This is a genomic window from Comamonas flocculans (assembly GCF_007954405.1).
Classification (GTDB): domain Bacteria; phylum Pseudomonadota; class Gammaproteobacteria; order Burkholderiales; family Burkholderiaceae_C; genus Comamonas_C; species Comamonas_C flocculans.
The window spans coordinates 62,922-77,066 of the sequence record NZ_CP042344.1 but is presented as its reverse complement, the minus strand read 5'-3'; the positions used below and the strand labels follow the sequence as shown (position 1 = coordinate 77,066).

15 protein-coding genes and 1 pseudogene are annotated in these 14,145 nt (G+C 68.6%); 5 read left to right on the top strand and 11 right to left on the bottom strand.

What is annotated here, in order from left to right:
• The first annotated feature begins 13 nt into the window (after window positions 1–13).
• From tam to acnB, 4 genes are all read left to right on the top strand, one after another.
• Complete coding sequence (gene tam / locus FOZ74_RS00365) at window positions 14–823, top strand: trans-aconitate 2-methyltransferase (RefSeq protein WP_146911146.1); 810 nt, start codon at window positions 14–16, stop codon at window positions 821–823.
• On the top strand, window positions 820–1,815 hold the full coding sequence (locus FOZ74_RS00360) for an HpcH/HpaI aldolase/citrate lyase family protein (RefSeq protein WP_146911145.1): 996 nt from the start codon (window positions 820–822) through the stop codon (window positions 1,813–1,815). Before tam ends, FOZ74_RS00360 begins: the two co-directional genes overlap by 4 nt.
• Window positions 1,816–1,858: 43 nt before the next feature.
• Window positions 1,859–2,458 carry a hypothetical protein gene (locus tag FOZ74_RS00355; RefSeq protein ID WP_146911144.1) on the top strand — a complete coding sequence of 200 codons (600 nt, stop codon included), beginning with the start codon at window positions 1,859–1,861 and terminating at the stop codon, window positions 2,456–2,458.
• Window positions 2,459–2,551: 93 nt separating this feature from the next.
• Window positions 2,552–5,143 (top strand): bifunctional aconitate hydratase 2/2-methylisocitrate dehydratase, encoded by a 2,592-nt coding sequence (acnB, locus tag FOZ74_RS00350; RefSeq protein WP_146911143.1) that lies wholly within the window; start codon window positions 2,552–2,554, stop codon window positions 5,141–5,143.
• Between the two features lie 175 nt (window positions 5,144–5,318).
• On the opposite strand, the gene FOZ74_RS00345 is transcribed toward acnB, so the two are convergent.
• The 10 genes and pseudogenes from FOZ74_RS00345 to FOZ74_RS00300 all read right to left on the bottom strand — a co-directional run bounded on the left by FOZ74_RS00345 (window position 5,319) and on the right by FOZ74_RS00300 (window position 12,115).
• Window positions 5,319–5,732, bottom strand: a complete 414-nt coding sequence (locus FOZ74_RS00345; RefSeq protein WP_146911142.1) for a hemerythrin domain-containing protein — start codon at window positions 5,730–5,732, stop codon at window positions 5,319–5,321.
• Window positions 5,733–5,757: 25 nt separating this feature from the next.
• The gene (gene tolA / locus FOZ74_RS00340; protein WP_146914018.1) at window positions 5,758–6,780 is read right to left on the bottom strand and encodes a cell envelope integrity protein TolA; all 1,023 of its coding nucleotides are present in this window, start codon (window positions 6,778–6,780) and stop codon (window positions 5,758–5,760) included.
• A gap of 5 nt (window positions 6,781–6,785) precedes the next feature.
• Window positions 6,786–7,211 carry an ExbD/TolR family protein gene (locus tag FOZ74_RS00335; protein WP_146911141.1) on the bottom strand — a complete coding sequence of 142 codons (426 nt, stop codon included), beginning with the start codon at window positions 7,209–7,211 and terminating at the stop codon, window positions 6,786–6,788.
• Window positions 7,212–7,225: 14 nt separating this feature from the next.
• Window positions 7,226–7,930: a protein TolQ gene (gene tolQ, locus FOZ74_RS00330; protein WP_146911140.1), complete on the bottom strand. Its 705-nt coding sequence runs from the start codon at window positions 7,928–7,930 to the stop codon at window positions 7,226–7,228.
• Window positions 7,927–8,343, bottom strand: a complete 417-nt coding sequence (ybgC, locus tag FOZ74_RS00325) for a tol-pal system-associated acyl-CoA thioesterase (RefSeq protein WP_146911139.1) — start codon at window positions 8,341–8,343, stop codon at window positions 7,927–7,929. The genes tolQ and ybgC overlap by 4 nt, the downstream gene beginning before the upstream one ends.
• On the bottom strand, window positions 8,343–9,527 hold the full coding sequence (locus FOZ74_RS00320) for a pyridoxal phosphate-dependent aminotransferase (RefSeq protein ID WP_146911138.1): 1,185 nt from the start codon (window positions 9,525–9,527) through the stop codon (window positions 8,343–8,345). The genes ybgC and FOZ74_RS00320 overlap by 1 nt, the downstream gene beginning before the upstream one ends.
• 22 nt (window positions 9,528–9,549) lie before the next feature.
• Window positions 9,550–10,011 (bottom strand): annotated as a pseudogene (gene nusB / locus FOZ74_RS00315) (transcription antitermination factor NusB); the annotation flags it as partial.
• A gap of 26 nt (window positions 10,012–10,037) precedes the next feature.
• Window positions 10,038–10,502: a 6,7-dimethyl-8-ribityllumazine synthase gene (ribH, locus tag FOZ74_RS00310; protein WP_146911136.1), complete on the bottom strand. Its 465-nt coding sequence runs from the start codon at window positions 10,500–10,502 to the stop codon at window positions 10,038–10,040.
• Window positions 10,503–10,504: 2 nt separating this feature from the next.
• Window positions 10,505–11,626 (bottom strand): bifunctional 3,4-dihydroxy-2-butanone-4-phosphate synthase/GTP cyclohydrolase II, encoded by a 1,122-nt coding sequence (ribBA, locus tag FOZ74_RS00305; RefSeq protein ID WP_146911135.1) that lies wholly within the window; start codon window positions 11,624–11,626, stop codon window positions 10,505–10,507.
• A 201-nt stretch (window positions 11,627–11,827) separates the two neighbouring features.
• Window positions 11,828–12,115 (bottom strand): 2Fe-2S iron-sulfur cluster-binding protein, encoded by a 288-nt coding sequence (locus tag FOZ74_RS00300; RefSeq protein ID WP_146911134.1) that lies wholly within the window; start codon window positions 12,113–12,115, stop codon window positions 11,828–11,830.
• Between the two features lie 185 nt (window positions 12,116–12,300).
• Here FOZ74_RS00300 and FOZ74_RS00295 point away from each other — a divergent pair, with 185 nt between their 5' ends.
• A complete protein-coding gene (locus FOZ74_RS00295; protein WP_146911133.1) occupies window positions 12,301–13,227 on the top strand; it encodes an aminotransferase class IV in 927 nt (308 codons plus the stop codon).
• Here the strand turns inward: FOZ74_RS00295 and FOZ74_RS00290 are convergent, their stop codons facing one another.
• Window positions 13,228–14,106 carry an NUDIX hydrolase gene (locus FOZ74_RS00290; protein WP_146911132.1) on the bottom strand — a complete coding sequence of 293 codons (879 nt, stop codon included), beginning with the start codon at window positions 14,104–14,106 and terminating at the stop codon, window positions 13,228–13,230. It abuts the gene before it with no gap.
• Between the last annotated feature and the right edge of the window lie 39 nt (window positions 14,107–14,145).

Sequence of the window (14,145 nt, the reverse complement as noted above, 5' to 3'; positions counted from 1 at the left end):
GCACACGCGCGCCATGCCCGACTGGAACCCGGCGCTGTACCTGCACTTTGCGCCGCAGCGTACGCGCCCCGCGGCGGAACTGCTCGCGCGCGTGCCCCTGGTTTCGGTGCGCGAGGTGGTCGATCTCGGCTGCGGCCCAGGCAATTCCACCGCCTTGCTGGCGCAGCGCTACGCGAGCGCGCGGGTGCTGGGGCTGGACAGCTCTGGCGCCATGGTGGAACGTGCGCGCGCTCTGGTGCCGCAAGCCGTCTTCAGGCACCAGGACCTGCGCGCCTGGCTGGATGCGACCGAGCAGGGCGCAGGCAGCGAGCCCGCGCCGGAGTTGATCTTTGCCAACGCGACGCTGCAGTGGGTGGATGGGCACGAACGCCTCTTGCCCCGGCTGTTTGCCAGCCTGGCTCCGGGCGGCGTGCTGGCCGTGCAGATGCCCGACAACCTGCATGAACCCGCGCACCGGCTGATGCGGGAACTGGCGCGGCTGCCGCGTTTTGCGCCCCACCTGGCCGACGCGCCGTCGGCGCGCACGCCGCTGCTGGCGCCCGATGCCTACTACGACCTGCTGGCCGCGCCGTCGGCGCGCGCGGTGGAGGTGGACGTCTGGCGCACCACCTACCTGCACTCCATGGAGTCGCCCGACGCCATCGTGCAATGGTTTCTGGCCACGGGACTCAGGCCTTTTGTCGCGGCCTTGCCTGCAGCGCTGCAGGGCGACTTTGTCGATGCCTACCGGGCGCGCATTGCCGACGCCTGTCCCGCGCGCGCCGACGGCCGCCACCTGTTGGCGTTTCCGCGTTTGTTCATCCTTGCCAAGCGTATGCCATGACCCAGCACCTTGTTGCAACCCATCCCGCCCGGGTCTTGCTCGGCCCGCAGGCCGGCGCCGCCGTGTTGCCGGTGTGCGACCACTACAGTGGCGTGCAGACGCGCATGCGCAAGAGCCTGCAGCTGCAGGCCGAGATGACGCGCGAGTTCGGTACCTGCGTGTTCGACGTCACGCTGGACTGCGAGGACGGCGCTCCCGTGGGCGGCGAGGCGCAGCATGCACGCCTGGTGGCCGCGCTGGTGCGCGAGAGCGATCCGGGCGCGCGCGTGGCGGTGCGCGTGCATCCGGTCGATCACCCGGCGTTTGCGCAGGACATGGACACCATCCTCGGCGAGGCGGCCGACCGGTTGTGCCACGTCATGCTGCCCAAGGTGGAAAGCGTGGACGATGTTCTTTTCGCTGAAAAAGCCCTGCAACGCAATGCCGGCGCGCGCTTGCCGCTACATGTTTTGATAGAGTCGCCGGCGGCGGTGCAGCGCGCCTTCGACATCGCCGCGCACCCGCGGGTGCAGAGCCTGTCCTTCGGGCTGATGGATTTCGTCTCGGCGCACGGCGGTGCGATACCGGCGTCGGCCATGGGCTCGGCGGGCCAGTTCAGCCACCCGCTGGTGGTGCGCGCCAAGCTTGAAATCGCCAGTGCCTGCCACGCGCACGGCAAGGTTCCGTCGCATTGCGTGGTCACCGAGTTCAAGGACACGGCCGCCATGCAGGCCGCCGCCCGGCGTGCCAGCCAGGAGCTGGGCTATACGCGCATGTGGAGCATCCACCCGGCGCAGATCCGGCCCATTCTGGCGGCGATGGCGCCGGCCGACACCGAGGTCGCCGATGCCGCGCGCATTCTGCTCGCGGCCCAGACGGCCGAGTGGGCGCCGATCAGCGACGCCGGCACTCTGCATGACCGCGCGAGCTACCGCTACTTCTGGCAGTTGCTCCAGCGTGCCCATGCCACCGGCATGGCCTTGCCGCCCACGGTGGCGCACTGGTTTTCCTGATATACAGCATGCTCGTACCGTATTCGTCCTCACAGGTGATCGCATGAAACCCCTGATCCTGGCTTCCCTGCTGGTACTGGCGCCGGCGCTGTGCTGGGCTGCCGATGCTTCCGCGCCCGCAGCCACGTCGGCCAAGGCCGCTGCCAAGCCGGTCGCCAAGGCACCGGCGCGCAAGGCGCCGGCCGCGGCGCACAAGGCCAAGCCCACCAAGACCGCCAAGGCCGCGGCCAAGAAGCCCAAGGCCGAACCGGCAGCCGAGACGGTGCCCGAGGTGATCGTGCTTACCGAGCAGGAGCGCGCGCTGGGCGAGCGGGTCTATACCGGCCGTATCGTCTGCGAGCTCGGCGCGACCGTCCAGATCGATGCCGACCCGGCTTCACCCGGCGCCTTCTTCGTCTCCGGGCGCGGCTTCAAGTACCACATGCGCCCGGTGGTGGCGGCCACCTCGGCGGTGCGCCTGGAGGATCAGAAGGCCGGCGCGGTGTGGATACAGATCGCCAACAAGTCCATGCTCATGAACCAAAAGCTCGGCCAGCGCATGGCCGACGAGTGCATGAGCGAGCAGCAGGCCCAAGTCACGCAGGCGCTCAAGACCACGCCCGCACCCAGCCTGTTCGATTCCGCGCCGATCGGCAGTCGCTGAGCTCGCAGCCAAGGGTTCTGCCGCGGCGCTGCGCCGGGCACGGCGCAGCCATGCCAGATTTTTATTTGACGATGTACTTTGGAGAAGAAAGAAATGTTGCAAGCCTACCGTGAACACGCCGCCCAGCGCGCGGCGCTCGGCATACCGCCGCTGGCGCTGTCGGCCCAGCAGGTGGCCGAACTGGTCGAGCTCATCAAGAATCCGCCGGCAGGCGAGGCCGCCTTCCTGCTGGATCTGCTGGTGCACCGCGTGCCGCCGGGCGTGGACGATGCGAGCCGCGTCAAGGCCTCGTTTCTCGCCGCGATCGCGCTGGACGAGATCAAGGTGGAGCTGATTTCGCGCGAGCGCGCCACCGAGCTGCTGGGCACCATGGTCGGTGGCTACAACGTGCAGCCGCTGGTCAAGCTGCTGGACGACCCGGCGGTGGGCAGGATTGCCGCGCAGGGCCTGAAGCACACGCTGTTGATGTTCGACTACTTCAACGATGTGGCAGCCAAGGCCAGACAGGGCAATGCCCTGGCCAGCGAGGTGATCCGGAGCTGGGCCGACGCCGAATGGTTCACCAGCCGCCCCCCGGTAGCCGACAGGCTGACGGTCACGGTCTTCAAGGTGCCCGGCGAGACCAATACCGACGACCTTTCCCCGGCGCCCGACGCCACCACGCGCCCGGACATTCCGTTGCACTACCTGGCGATGCTCAAGAACGCGCGCCCCGACGCCGCCTTCCAGCCCGAGCAGGACGGCGTGCGCGGCCCCATCCAGTTCATCGAGGACCTGAAGAAAAAGGGCCATGTCGTCGCCTACGTGGGCGACGTGGTGGGCACGGGTTCGAGCCGCAAGTCCGCCACCAACTCCGTCATCTGGGCCACGGGCGAGGACATCCCCTTTGTGCCCAACAAGCGCTTCGGCGGCGTGTGCCTGGGCGGCAAGATCGCCCCGATTTTCTTCAACACCCAGGAAGACTCGGGCGCGCTGCCGATCGAGGTGGATGTGTCGAAGATGGAAATGGGCGACGTGATCGACATCTACCCCTATGCGGGCAGGATAGAGAAGGGCGGTGAAAAGATCGCCGACTTCGCGCTCAAGAACGAGGTGCTGCTCGACGAGGTGCAGGCCGGCGGGCGCATCAACCTGATCATCGGCCGCTCGCTCACGGCGCGCGCGCGCGAGTTCCTGGGGCTGGCACCGTCCACCACCTTCCGCCTGCCCAAGGAGCCGGCGCCCTCCAAGGCCGGCTTCACGCTGGCGCAGAAGATGGTCGGCCGCGCCTGCGGCCTGCCCGAGGGCCAGGGCGTGCGCCCCGGCACCTATTGCGAGCCGCGCATGACCACCGTCGGCAGCCAGGACACCACCGGCCCGATGACGCGCGACGAGCTCAAGGACCTGGCCTGCCTGGGCTTCTCGGCCGACATGGTGATGCAGAGCTTCTGCCACACCGCCGCCTACCCCAAGCCGGTGGACGTGAAGACGCACCACGAGCTGCCCGAGTTCATCAGCACGCGCGGCGGCGTTTCGCTGCGCCCGGGCGACGGCATCATCCACTCCTGGCTCAACCGCCTGCTGCTGCCCGACACCGTGGGCACGGGCGGTGATTCGCACACGCGCTTTCCCATCGGCATTTCCTTCCCCGCGGGCTCGGGGCTCGTGGCCTTTGCCGCCGCCACGGGCGTGATGCCGCTGGACATGCCCGAGTCGGTGCTGGTGCGTTTTTCCGGGCAGATGCAGCCCGGCGTGACGCTGCGCGACCTGGTGCACGCGATTCCGCTGTTTGCCATCAGGCAGGGGCTGCTCACCGTGGCCAAGGCGGGCAAGAAGAACATCTTCTCGGGCCGCATCCTGGAGATCGAAGGCTTGCCCCACCTCAAGTGCGAGCAGGCCTTCGAGCTCTCGGACGCCTCGGCCGAGCGCAGTGCCGCAGGCTGCACGATCAAGCTCGACAAGGAGCCGATCATCGAATACCTCAAGTCCAACGTGGTCTTGATGAAGAACATGATCGCCGACGGCTACCAGGACGCCAAGGCCCTGCACCGGCGCATCGAGAAGGTGCAGGCCTGGCTCGCCAACCCGCAACTGCTCGAGGCCGACAAGGACGCCGAATACGCCGCCGTGATCGAGATTGACCTGAACCAGATCAAGGAACCCATCGTCTGCTGCCCGAACGACCCGGACGACGCCAAGTTCCTCTCGGAAGTGGCCGGCACCAAGATCGACGAGGCCTTCATCGGTTCGTGCATGACCAACATAGGGCATTTCCGCGCGGCGGCCAGGCTGCTCGGTGGCCAGCGCGACATCCCGTCCAAGCTCTGGGTGGCGCCGCCCACCAAGATGGACGAGAAGGAACTGGTGGGCGAGGGGCATTACGCCGCGTTCGGCAGCGCAGGCGCACGTACCGAGATGCCGGGCTGCAGCCTGTGCATGGGCAATCAGGCGCAGGTGCGCAAGGGCGCGACGGTGATATCGACCTCGACGCGCAATTTCCCCAACCGCCTGGGGCGCGACACCAACGTCTTCCTGGGCTCGGCCGAGCTCACCGCGATCGCCTCGCGCATGGGCAGACTGCCCACGCCCGAGGAATATCTGGAAGCCATCAAGGTGGTGGATGCCGACAAGGCCAACATCTACCGCTACATGAACTTCAACGAGATCGAGGAATACAACAAGGTGGCCGAAACCGTGCAGAGCTGACGCCGGGCACGCCGCGCAAGACCCCGCCCGGGTTCAGGCCCGGGCGGGGTTTTTCATCCGTCAACGCCGGTCGTGCGGACTCCGAAACGCCAGGGCATTGCGCTTTTTTTTTCAAGGGTCTTTTAGGCCCCTGGCGCTTGTGTGCCAAGCGCTGAAAGCTATGAAATCGGGAGTTTCAGCGGCTTGCCGTCAGGCGCGGATAGAACAGGGTGTTCTCGCGCTGGATACGCTGGTGCAGGGCCTTGATGACGGTGTTGGCGTCGCTGCGAAAGCCTTCGGGGTCGGCGGCCAGGGCCTTGGCGCTGCGCCAGCGCCGGCAAAAGTCGTCGAAAGCCTGGGCCAGGCCCTGCATTTCGTCCTGGAAACGTTGCGCCAGGGCGGTCATGTCCGGGTCCTGCAGCGCATGGATGGCGGGGTAGAGCACCTTGTTTTCGGTGGTCAGATGCAGGCCCACGCGCGAACGCAGCTTCATGATGGCCCGGGAAAGCTCCTGGGCGTTTTCGGCTACCCCGGCCTTGCTGTGGTCGCGCATCTCCTTGATGGCGCGGAGGATGTCGGTGTGCTGCTCCACGAAGCGGCTGGTGTCCATCGGGTCTCCTTCGTCGTTGAGGGGGCTAATCCTTGGGGCGGAATCCGATGATCAGCGAGGACGGCACGCGCCCGTCCACGTCGCGCGGCAGGGTCTGCGTGCGCGACAGCGCACGCAGCACCGCATCGTCCCACGCCGGGTTGCCGCTGGAGCGGGTAATGCGCGCGCCGACGATGGTGCCGTCGGGCGCCGCGCGCACCTCGACCTCGGCGCGCGGATTGTCGGCGATGGAGTCGGGATAGACGATATTGGGTCTGACCTTGGCGGCCACCTTGCCTGCGTAGGAACCTGAAGGGCCGCTGCTCTGCTGTGCCGTCCCCGTGGCCGCGGGGCCGCCGCTGGCGCCCGCCAGCCCCGCGATGCGTTTGAGCTGCTCCTGGCGCAGCGCTTCGGCGCGCTTGGCATCGGCTTCGGCCTTGCGTTTTTTTTCCGCCAGCTTGCGCTGCTTCTCCTTCTCGGCTTTTTCTTTCTCGGCCTTCTCTTTCTCGGCTTTTTGGCGGGCCAGCTTTTCTTTCTCGGCCTTTTCCTTTTCCGCCTTTTCCTTTTCCGCCTTGGCCTTCTGCGCCGCCAGCTTTTCCTGGCGCTGGCGCTCCTGCGCTTCCTGGCGCTCCTTTTCTTCCTGGGCGCGCTTTTCCTGCTCCAGCCGGGCCTGGCGCTGTTTCTCTTCTTCCTGGCGTTTCCTTTCGCGTTCCAGCGCGATGTCCGCTTCGCTCGGCCGGGGTGGTTCTTCCACCTTGGGCGGTGGTGGCGGCGGGGGCGGTTCCGGCGCGGGAGTCGGTGGCGGGGCGGGTGCGGGTTCGGGCGCGGGCGCGGGCGCGGGCGCGGGCGGCGGCGGGGGGGGCGCGATGGCCTTGGGCGCGGCCTGCTGGGGCACGGCCGACCAGAGCTCGGCCTCCACCGCGGGCTGGTCGGCGCTGCTCTTCCAGTTCACGCCCCAGGTCAGCGCCGCGATCAGCGCGACGTGGGCCAGCACCGCCAGCGCAATCGCGCGCTTGCGCCCGCCCGGCATGGTGGGGGCGAAGAGGTCGTGCTCGCTCGGGCCTGCCACCGTCGTCACTTGCCGGTCTTGACGGCCAGCGCCACGCGCTTGACGCCGGCGCGCTGCAGCGCCGCCATGGCCTGCACCACCTCGTCGTAGGCAACGCTCTTGTCGGCGCTGATCAGCACCGGCGTGTCCTCGGGCTGGTCCTTGAGCCAGTTGCTGGCCACCGCACCCAGGTTCTGCAGCGCCACGCTGCGCTCGTTGCCATCGGCCTTGAACAGCAGGCCGCCGTCCTTTTGCACGATCACGTCGGCGCGCATCTTCGGCGGCGTGCTGCCCTTGCCGACCGAGGGCACGTTGATGGCCCCGGGGGTGAGCATGGGGGCGGTCACCATGAAGATGATGAGCAGCACCAGCATCACGTCGATGAAGGGCACCATGTTGATCTCGTTCATCGAGCGGCGGCGGCCGTGGCCGCGGCTGGCCATGACGGGCATGCTGGGCCTCCTCCTCAGTGCGGCGCGGTCGCCGGCGGCTGGCCGCCGAGGTTGCGCTGCAGGATGTTGGAGAACTCCTCGATGAAGGTCTCCTGCTGGATGGCCACGCGGTCGATGTCGCGTGCGAAGCGGTTGTAGGCGATCACGGCCGGTATCGCTGCGAACAGGCCCAGGGCGGTGGCCACCAGCGCCTCGGCGATGCCGGGGGCCACGGTGGCCAGCGTCACCTGTTCCATGCCGGCAAAGCCGGTGAAGGCATGCATGATGCCCCAGACGGTGCCGAACAGGCCGACGTAGGGGCTGACCGAGGCGACCGAGCCGAGAAAGGACAGGTTGGATTCGATCACGTCCATCTCGCGCTGCAGGCTGGCGCGCATGGCGCGGCGCGCGCCGTCCAGCAAGGTGCCCGCATCCTGGATGTGGCGCTCGCGCAGCTTGTGGAATTCGCGCATGCCGCTGGCGAAGATGCGCTCCATCGGCCCGCAGCCGGCGGCGTTCTTCACCGCCGCGGCGTACAGGTCGTTCAGGCGCGCGCCCGACCAGAAATCGCGCTCGAAGTCGTCATTGAGCGCGTTGATCTTCTTGAGCCCGTAGATCTTGCGAAAGATCGCGGCCCAGCTGGCCACCGAGACCACGAGCAGCAGCAGCATGACGAGCTGCACCACCCAGCTGGCATTGAGTACCAGGGCCAGAATGTTCAAATCCTGCGGCGAATTCATGGATGAAGTTGTTGGAGTAGTGTCGGGGGAATGCGCCGGGGGCGCAGCGTCTGCACGTCGACCCAGCCTATGCGGATGCTGGCCTGCGCCAGCACGGTCGGCGGCGCACCCGGGGTGCCCGGCGCCAGCAATGCCTGCTGCTGCACGGTGATGCTGGCGCGGCTGTGCCCGGCCAGCGCGGTGGTGATCAACAGCTCATCGTCCAGCCGCGCGGGGCGCAGGTAGCGCAGCTGCGCGTCGGTGACCACGAACATCGCGCCCAGCGTGGCCTTGAGCTGCTGCTGGCCGTGGCCCAGCGCGCGCAGCCATTCGGTGCGCGCGCGCTCGAAGAACTTCAGGTAGTTGGCGTAGAACACGATGCCACCGGCATCGGTGTCCTCCCAGTACACCCGCACGGGCCAGCTGAAGGCCATCAGGCCAGCTCCCGGCGCAGGCGCGCCACCGCTTCGTGCAGCTGCGCCATGCTGTTGGCGGTGGAAAAGCGGATGAAGTGTGCCGTCTCGGCATGCCCGAAATCGCGCCCCGGCGTGGCCGCCAGGTGGGTGCGGCGCATCAGCTCAAGCGCGAAGTCCCAGCTGCCCTGGACACCCAGTTTCCGCGCGGCTTCAGCGCAGTTGGCCCAGGCGTAGAAGGCGCCGTCCGGCATGACGGGTACCTTCAGGCCGAGTTGGTTCAGGGCCGGGATGAAGTAGTCGCGCCTGGCCTTGAATTCGGCCCGGCGCTGCTCGTACAGCGCGATGCTCCCGGGCTCGAAGCAGCCGAGCGCCGCATGCTGGGCCACGGCGGAGGCGCAGATGAAGAGGTTTTGCGCCAGTCGCTCGACCACTGGCACCATGGCCTCGGGTACCACCATCCAGCCCAGGCGCCAGCCGGTCATGTTGAAGTACTTGCTGAAGCTGTTGATGCTGATGATGTCGTCGCCGAGCGCCAGCGCGGTCTGGCCGAAGGCCTCGTCGTGGGACAGGCCCAGGTAGATCTCGTCGATCAGCGTGAGGCCGCCGCGCGCGCGCACCAGCTCGTGGATGGCGCGCAGCTCGTCGGCTGCGATCGAGGTCCCCGTGGGGTTGGAGGGCGAAGCTAGAAGCACGCCGCGCGTCTTCGCGCCCCAGGCGGCCTGCACCTTGGCGCTGCTGAGCTGGTAGCGCTCTTCGGCGCTGGTCGGGATCAGTACCGGCACGCCCTCGGCGGCGCTCACGAAGTGCCGGTTGCAGGGGTAGCCGGGGTCGGACATGAGAATTTCGTCGCCCGCGTTGATCAGCGCCAGGCACGCCAGGTGCAGTGCGGCCGACGCCCCGGCGGTGACGACGATGCGCCGCGCCGGCACCTGGACGCCAAAGCGCTGCGCGTACCAAGCGCTGATGGCTTCGCGCAGGCTGTCCAGCCCGAGCGAGTTGGTGTACTGGGTGCGCCCGTCGCGGATGGCGCGCTCGGCCGCCTCGGCCACCGCGGGTGGCGCGGTGAAATCCGGCTCGCCCACGTTCAGGAAGATCATGGGCTCGCGCCCCCGGGCGGCCTCGCGCGCCATGGTCTGGGCGGTCTTGGCCATCTCCATCACGTAAAACGGGTCTATCCGCTCGGTGCGGGCGGCAAATTGCATGGGGCTCGGTCTCCGTCGGGATTCAGTTGCGGGGTTTGCCGCCCTGGTCGGCAGCGACTTCGGCGCTGCGCAGCTCGGGCGCGAGGTGGTTGAGCACGCCGTTGACGTACTTGTAGCCGTCGGTGCCGCCGAAGGACTTGGACAGTTCGATGCACTCGTTGAGCACCACGCGCCAGGGGATGTCGGGGCAGTGCTTGAATTCGTAGGCGCCCATCCAGAGCACGGCGTGCTCGATCGGGGAGATCTCGGCCCAGCTGCGGTCCAGGTGGGGTTCGAGGCAGGCGTCGAGCTCGGTCGCGCCGGCGATGCAGCCGTGCAGCAGCGCGTCGTAGTGGGCGCTGTCGGCCTTGTGAAAGCCCGACAGGTCGCGCGTGTACACGTCGATGTCGGTGGCCGGGTTGCCGCCCACCAGGTGCTGGTACAGGGCCTGCAGCGCGAATTCGCGCGCGCGCGAGCGGCCCGAGAGCTGGCTGCTCTTGCGCGCGGTGTAGGCCGGCCGGGTGGCGGTGCTCACGAAAGTGCCTCCAGCAGATTGGCCATCTCCACCGCCACGTAGGCCGCGTCGCGTCCCTTTTCGCCCTGGCGCGTGATCGCCTGCTCGAGGTTCTCGGTGGTCAGGATGGCATTGGCGATCGGCAACTGGTAGTCGAGCGCAACGCGGCCCACGCCGGCGCTAGAGTCGTTGGAGACCAGCTCGAAGTGGTAGGTCTCGCCGCGGATCACGCAGCCGATGGCGATCAGCGCGTCGTGGTCGCCCTGTTCGGCCATGGCCTGCAGGGCCACGGGAATCTCCAGCGCGCCCGGCACCTGCACGTGGGTGATGTCCTCCTGGCGCACGCCCAGGTCCTGCAGGGCTTGCAGGCAGGCGCTGGCCATGGCGTTGGTGATGTTGGCGTTGAAGCGCGCCTGCACGATGCCGATGTGCAGGCCCTTGCCGTCGAGCCGCACCGCGCTGCCCTTGTCCGCGTTTTGCATGTTCAGTCCTTGGGGATGTAGCCGGTGATCTCCAGACCATAGCCGACCATGCTCGGCAGGCGCCTGGCCTGACCCATGAGCTGCATGCGCGCCACGCCCAGCTCGCGCAGGATCTGCGCGCCTATGCCGTATGTGCGCAGATCCATGCGCCCGCGCTCGGGCGCGTGCGTGGCGCGCGCCGTGCCCTCGAAGCGCGCCAGCAGCCGCTCGGCGCTTTCGTCGCAGTTGAGCAGTACCGCCACGCCGCGGCCCTGCGCCTCGATGTAGCGCAGGCTCTCGTGCAGGCTCCAGGAATGCATGCTCGCGCCGACCTCGAGCAGGTCGAGCGTCGACAGCGGCTCGTGCACGCGCACGGCCACGCTCTCCTGCGGCTGCCACTGGCCCTTGACCAGCGCCAGGTGCACGTTGTGGCTGGGCGCATCGCGAAACAGGTGGGCGGTGAATTCGCCCCAGGGCGTTTGCAGGCTGCGCTGGCTGAGCTGGCGCACCAGCGATTCGGTCAGGCTGCGGTGGCCGATCAGGTCGGCAATCGTGCCCACCTTCAGCCCGTGTTCGGCGGCAAACAGCTGCAGGTCGGGCAGGCGCGCCATGGTGCCGTCGTCTTTCATCACCTCGCAGATCACCGCGGCGGGCGAGCAGCCGGCCATGGCCGCCAGGTCGCAGCCGGCTTCGGTATGGCCGGCGCGCATCAGCACGCCGCCATCGACCGCCTGCAGCGGGAAGATGTGGCCGGGCTGCACCAGGTCGCTGGCCTTGGCGCCGGGGGCCACCGCGGTGGCCACGGTGTGCGCGCGGTCGGCGGCGGAGATGCCGGTGGACACGCCCTCGGCCGCCTCGATGGAGACGGTGAAGGCGGTGCCCAGCTTGGCGCCGTTGTGCGCCACCATGGGCGGCAACTGCAAGCGCTCGCAGGCTTCGCGGCGCAGCGTCAGGCAGATCAGGCCGCGCCCGAAGCGGGCCATGAAGTTGATCGCCTCGGCGCTGACGTGGTCGGCCGCCAGCACCAGGTCGCCTTCGTTTTCGCGGTCTTCCTCATCGACCAGGATGACCATGCGGCCGGCCGCAAGCTCGGCCACGATGTCCTGAACCGGAGAGATGGGTACGGGGGTGAGTGTGGTTTGCATGCAAAGGGCTTTCGCTTGGGCCGCGACCAGCGCCAGCGCCGCTCCCGGCCGAGGAAAGCCCCAAAGAACATGCGCTGTGCCTCTGGACAGAGGACGCCGGGGATGGTTCCCCGCAAGCCGGCGATTTTAGGGCAAGGTCGCATGGATCCGTGGCGTGCGCCGCAGCGCGAGGCGCCGTGCGGCCCCGTCTCGCTCGTTCATTCAGAAGGAGGAGCCTTCCAGGTCCACGTCGCTTTCGGGGTAGGCGACGCAGGGCAGCACGTAGCCGTCGGCCACGTCCTGGTCGGACAGGACGATGAACTCGTGCTCGTAGCGCACCCGCCCGCTGGTGAGCCGGCCCATGCAGGTGCCGCAGCTGCCGTCGCGGCAGGACGAGGGCCAGTCGATGCCCGCCAGCTCCAGCGCGTCGAGCAGGGTCAGCGTGCGCGGCGCGGGGATGTCCTGCGCCTGGCCTTCGACGTGTGCGGTGTAAGACTTGGGAAGGTCCATGGCGAAAATAAAAATTTGTATGAAATACGGCTCCAGCCCTTGCTGGAAAAGCGCTGGCAGCTATTAAAAAGGGAGATTGCAGCCAGTGGCGGGGATGGCCGGATTCTTTCACGTCCGGCCCGGGCCAACCCCGCGCCTGCCCATGGGCACAGTAGGATCGTGGTCGCTGTCCAAAGGAGTTTCACATGAACGACACCGACCGCGCGGCGGATTTCTCCGCCGGCGCCGCCTGGGTGCAGGGCCGTTACCTGCCGATCGCCCAGGCCACGCTGCCACTGACCGACTGGGGTTTCCTGCGCTCGGACGCTGCCTACGACGTGGTGACCGTCTGGGACGGCGCCTTCTTCCGGCTCGATGCCCACCTGCGGCGCTTTCGCGCCAGCTGCGAGGCCTTTCGCCTGCAACCGGGGCGCAGCGACGAGGAAATCGCGCAGATCCTCATGCAGTGCGTGCGCCTGTCGGGCCTGCGCAATGCCTATGTCGAGATGATCGTCACGCGCGGCCAGCCGCCCTGGGGTTCGCGCGATCCGCGCCAGGCAGTCAACCAGTTCCATGCCTTTGCCGTGCCCTATGTCTGGATCGCCAACGAGGAACAGCGCCAGCGCGGCCTGCGCATGCAGGTGAGCGACGTGCCGCGCATACCCTCGGCCAGCGTGGACGCCAGGGCCAAGAACTACCACTGGCACGACCTCACGCGCGGCCTGCTGCAGGCGCTGGACGCGGGCTTCGACACCGCGGTGCTGGGCGACGGCGCGGGCCACGTGGTGGAAGGCCCTGGCTTCAACGTCTTCGCGGTCGATGCCGGCGGGCGGATCGCCACGCCCGACCAGGGCGTGCTCGAAGGCATCACGCGCCAGACGGTGATCGACATCGCGGATGCGCTGGGGCTGGCGCTGCAGCAGCGGCCGCTGCCGGTGCAGGAGCTGCGCGCGGCGCGCGAGGTGTTCGTCACCAGCTCCGCCGGCGGGGTGCTGCCCGTGACCGAGCTCGATGGCCAGCCCGTGGGCAGCGGTGCGCCCGGGCCGCTGACCCGACGCATCACCGAGACCTACTGGGCCTGGCACAAGGACCCGCGCTACAGCCGCGCGGTGGACTACGGCGGCGCGCCCTGATCAGCGTAGCAAGGCGTCGAAACCTGCGGCCGGCAGAAACAGCCGGCCCTGGCGGTACAGCCGCGTGGGGCCGGGCAGGGCGCGCTCCTTGACGGAATGGCGCGCGTCGCCCGGGTAGCACAGCACCTGGGTGTCGCCCTCCTGGTAGATCTCCGGCGCGATGGCGGGCGCCAGGCGCTCGCGCGCGGCGGCCAGCGCCTGGCTTGCACTGGCGTAGCGGCACAGATGAGCGAGGCTCATGATTTGCGGCGGTGCCAGCTCGATGTGCCCGTCGCGGTAGTGCTGCAGCGCGCTCTGCGGCGTGCTCCACAGGCTGGCCGTGGTCTCCTGGGCGTCGTGCAGCGCCTCCTGGCCGGCCGGTGCCCGGGCAAGAAAGAAGCGTGCGTCAAAGCGGCGGGTGCGCAGCACCGGCGTGGCGGGGGTGATCCAGCGCGACCAGGGCACCAGCGCGCGCGTGGCCATGCGCAGCTGCAATTGCGTCAGCACCTGGGCGAAGCCCAGGCCTTCGGCCAGCAGGCGGCGCGCGCGCAGGTTGTCGAACTGTGCGCCCGTGCTGCCGGCGTCGGCCAGCAGCAGGCCGCATTCTTCCAGCGCTTCGCGCAGCGCCGCCACGTGCAGTCCGGCGGCCATGGCGGCGTCCGTGCCGGGCTCGCCCAGGCGGGCTTGCAGCGCAGGCAGGGTTTCGTCAAGCAGGCCGAAGCTGTGCGCGTCCGAGTCGCTGTGTTCCAGCTTGCCACCAGGGAAGACGAACATGCCCGCCATGTTGGCCAGCGCCGCATTGCGCTGCAGCAGCAGGGTCTGCAGACCCTCGGGGCTGTCGCGCAGCAGCACGATGGTGGCGGCGGGGCGCGGCTGCGCCAGCTTGTCGGGCGCCGTCATGCCGGGCGTCCTGCGCGCGACGGCCGGCGTGCCGGTGCT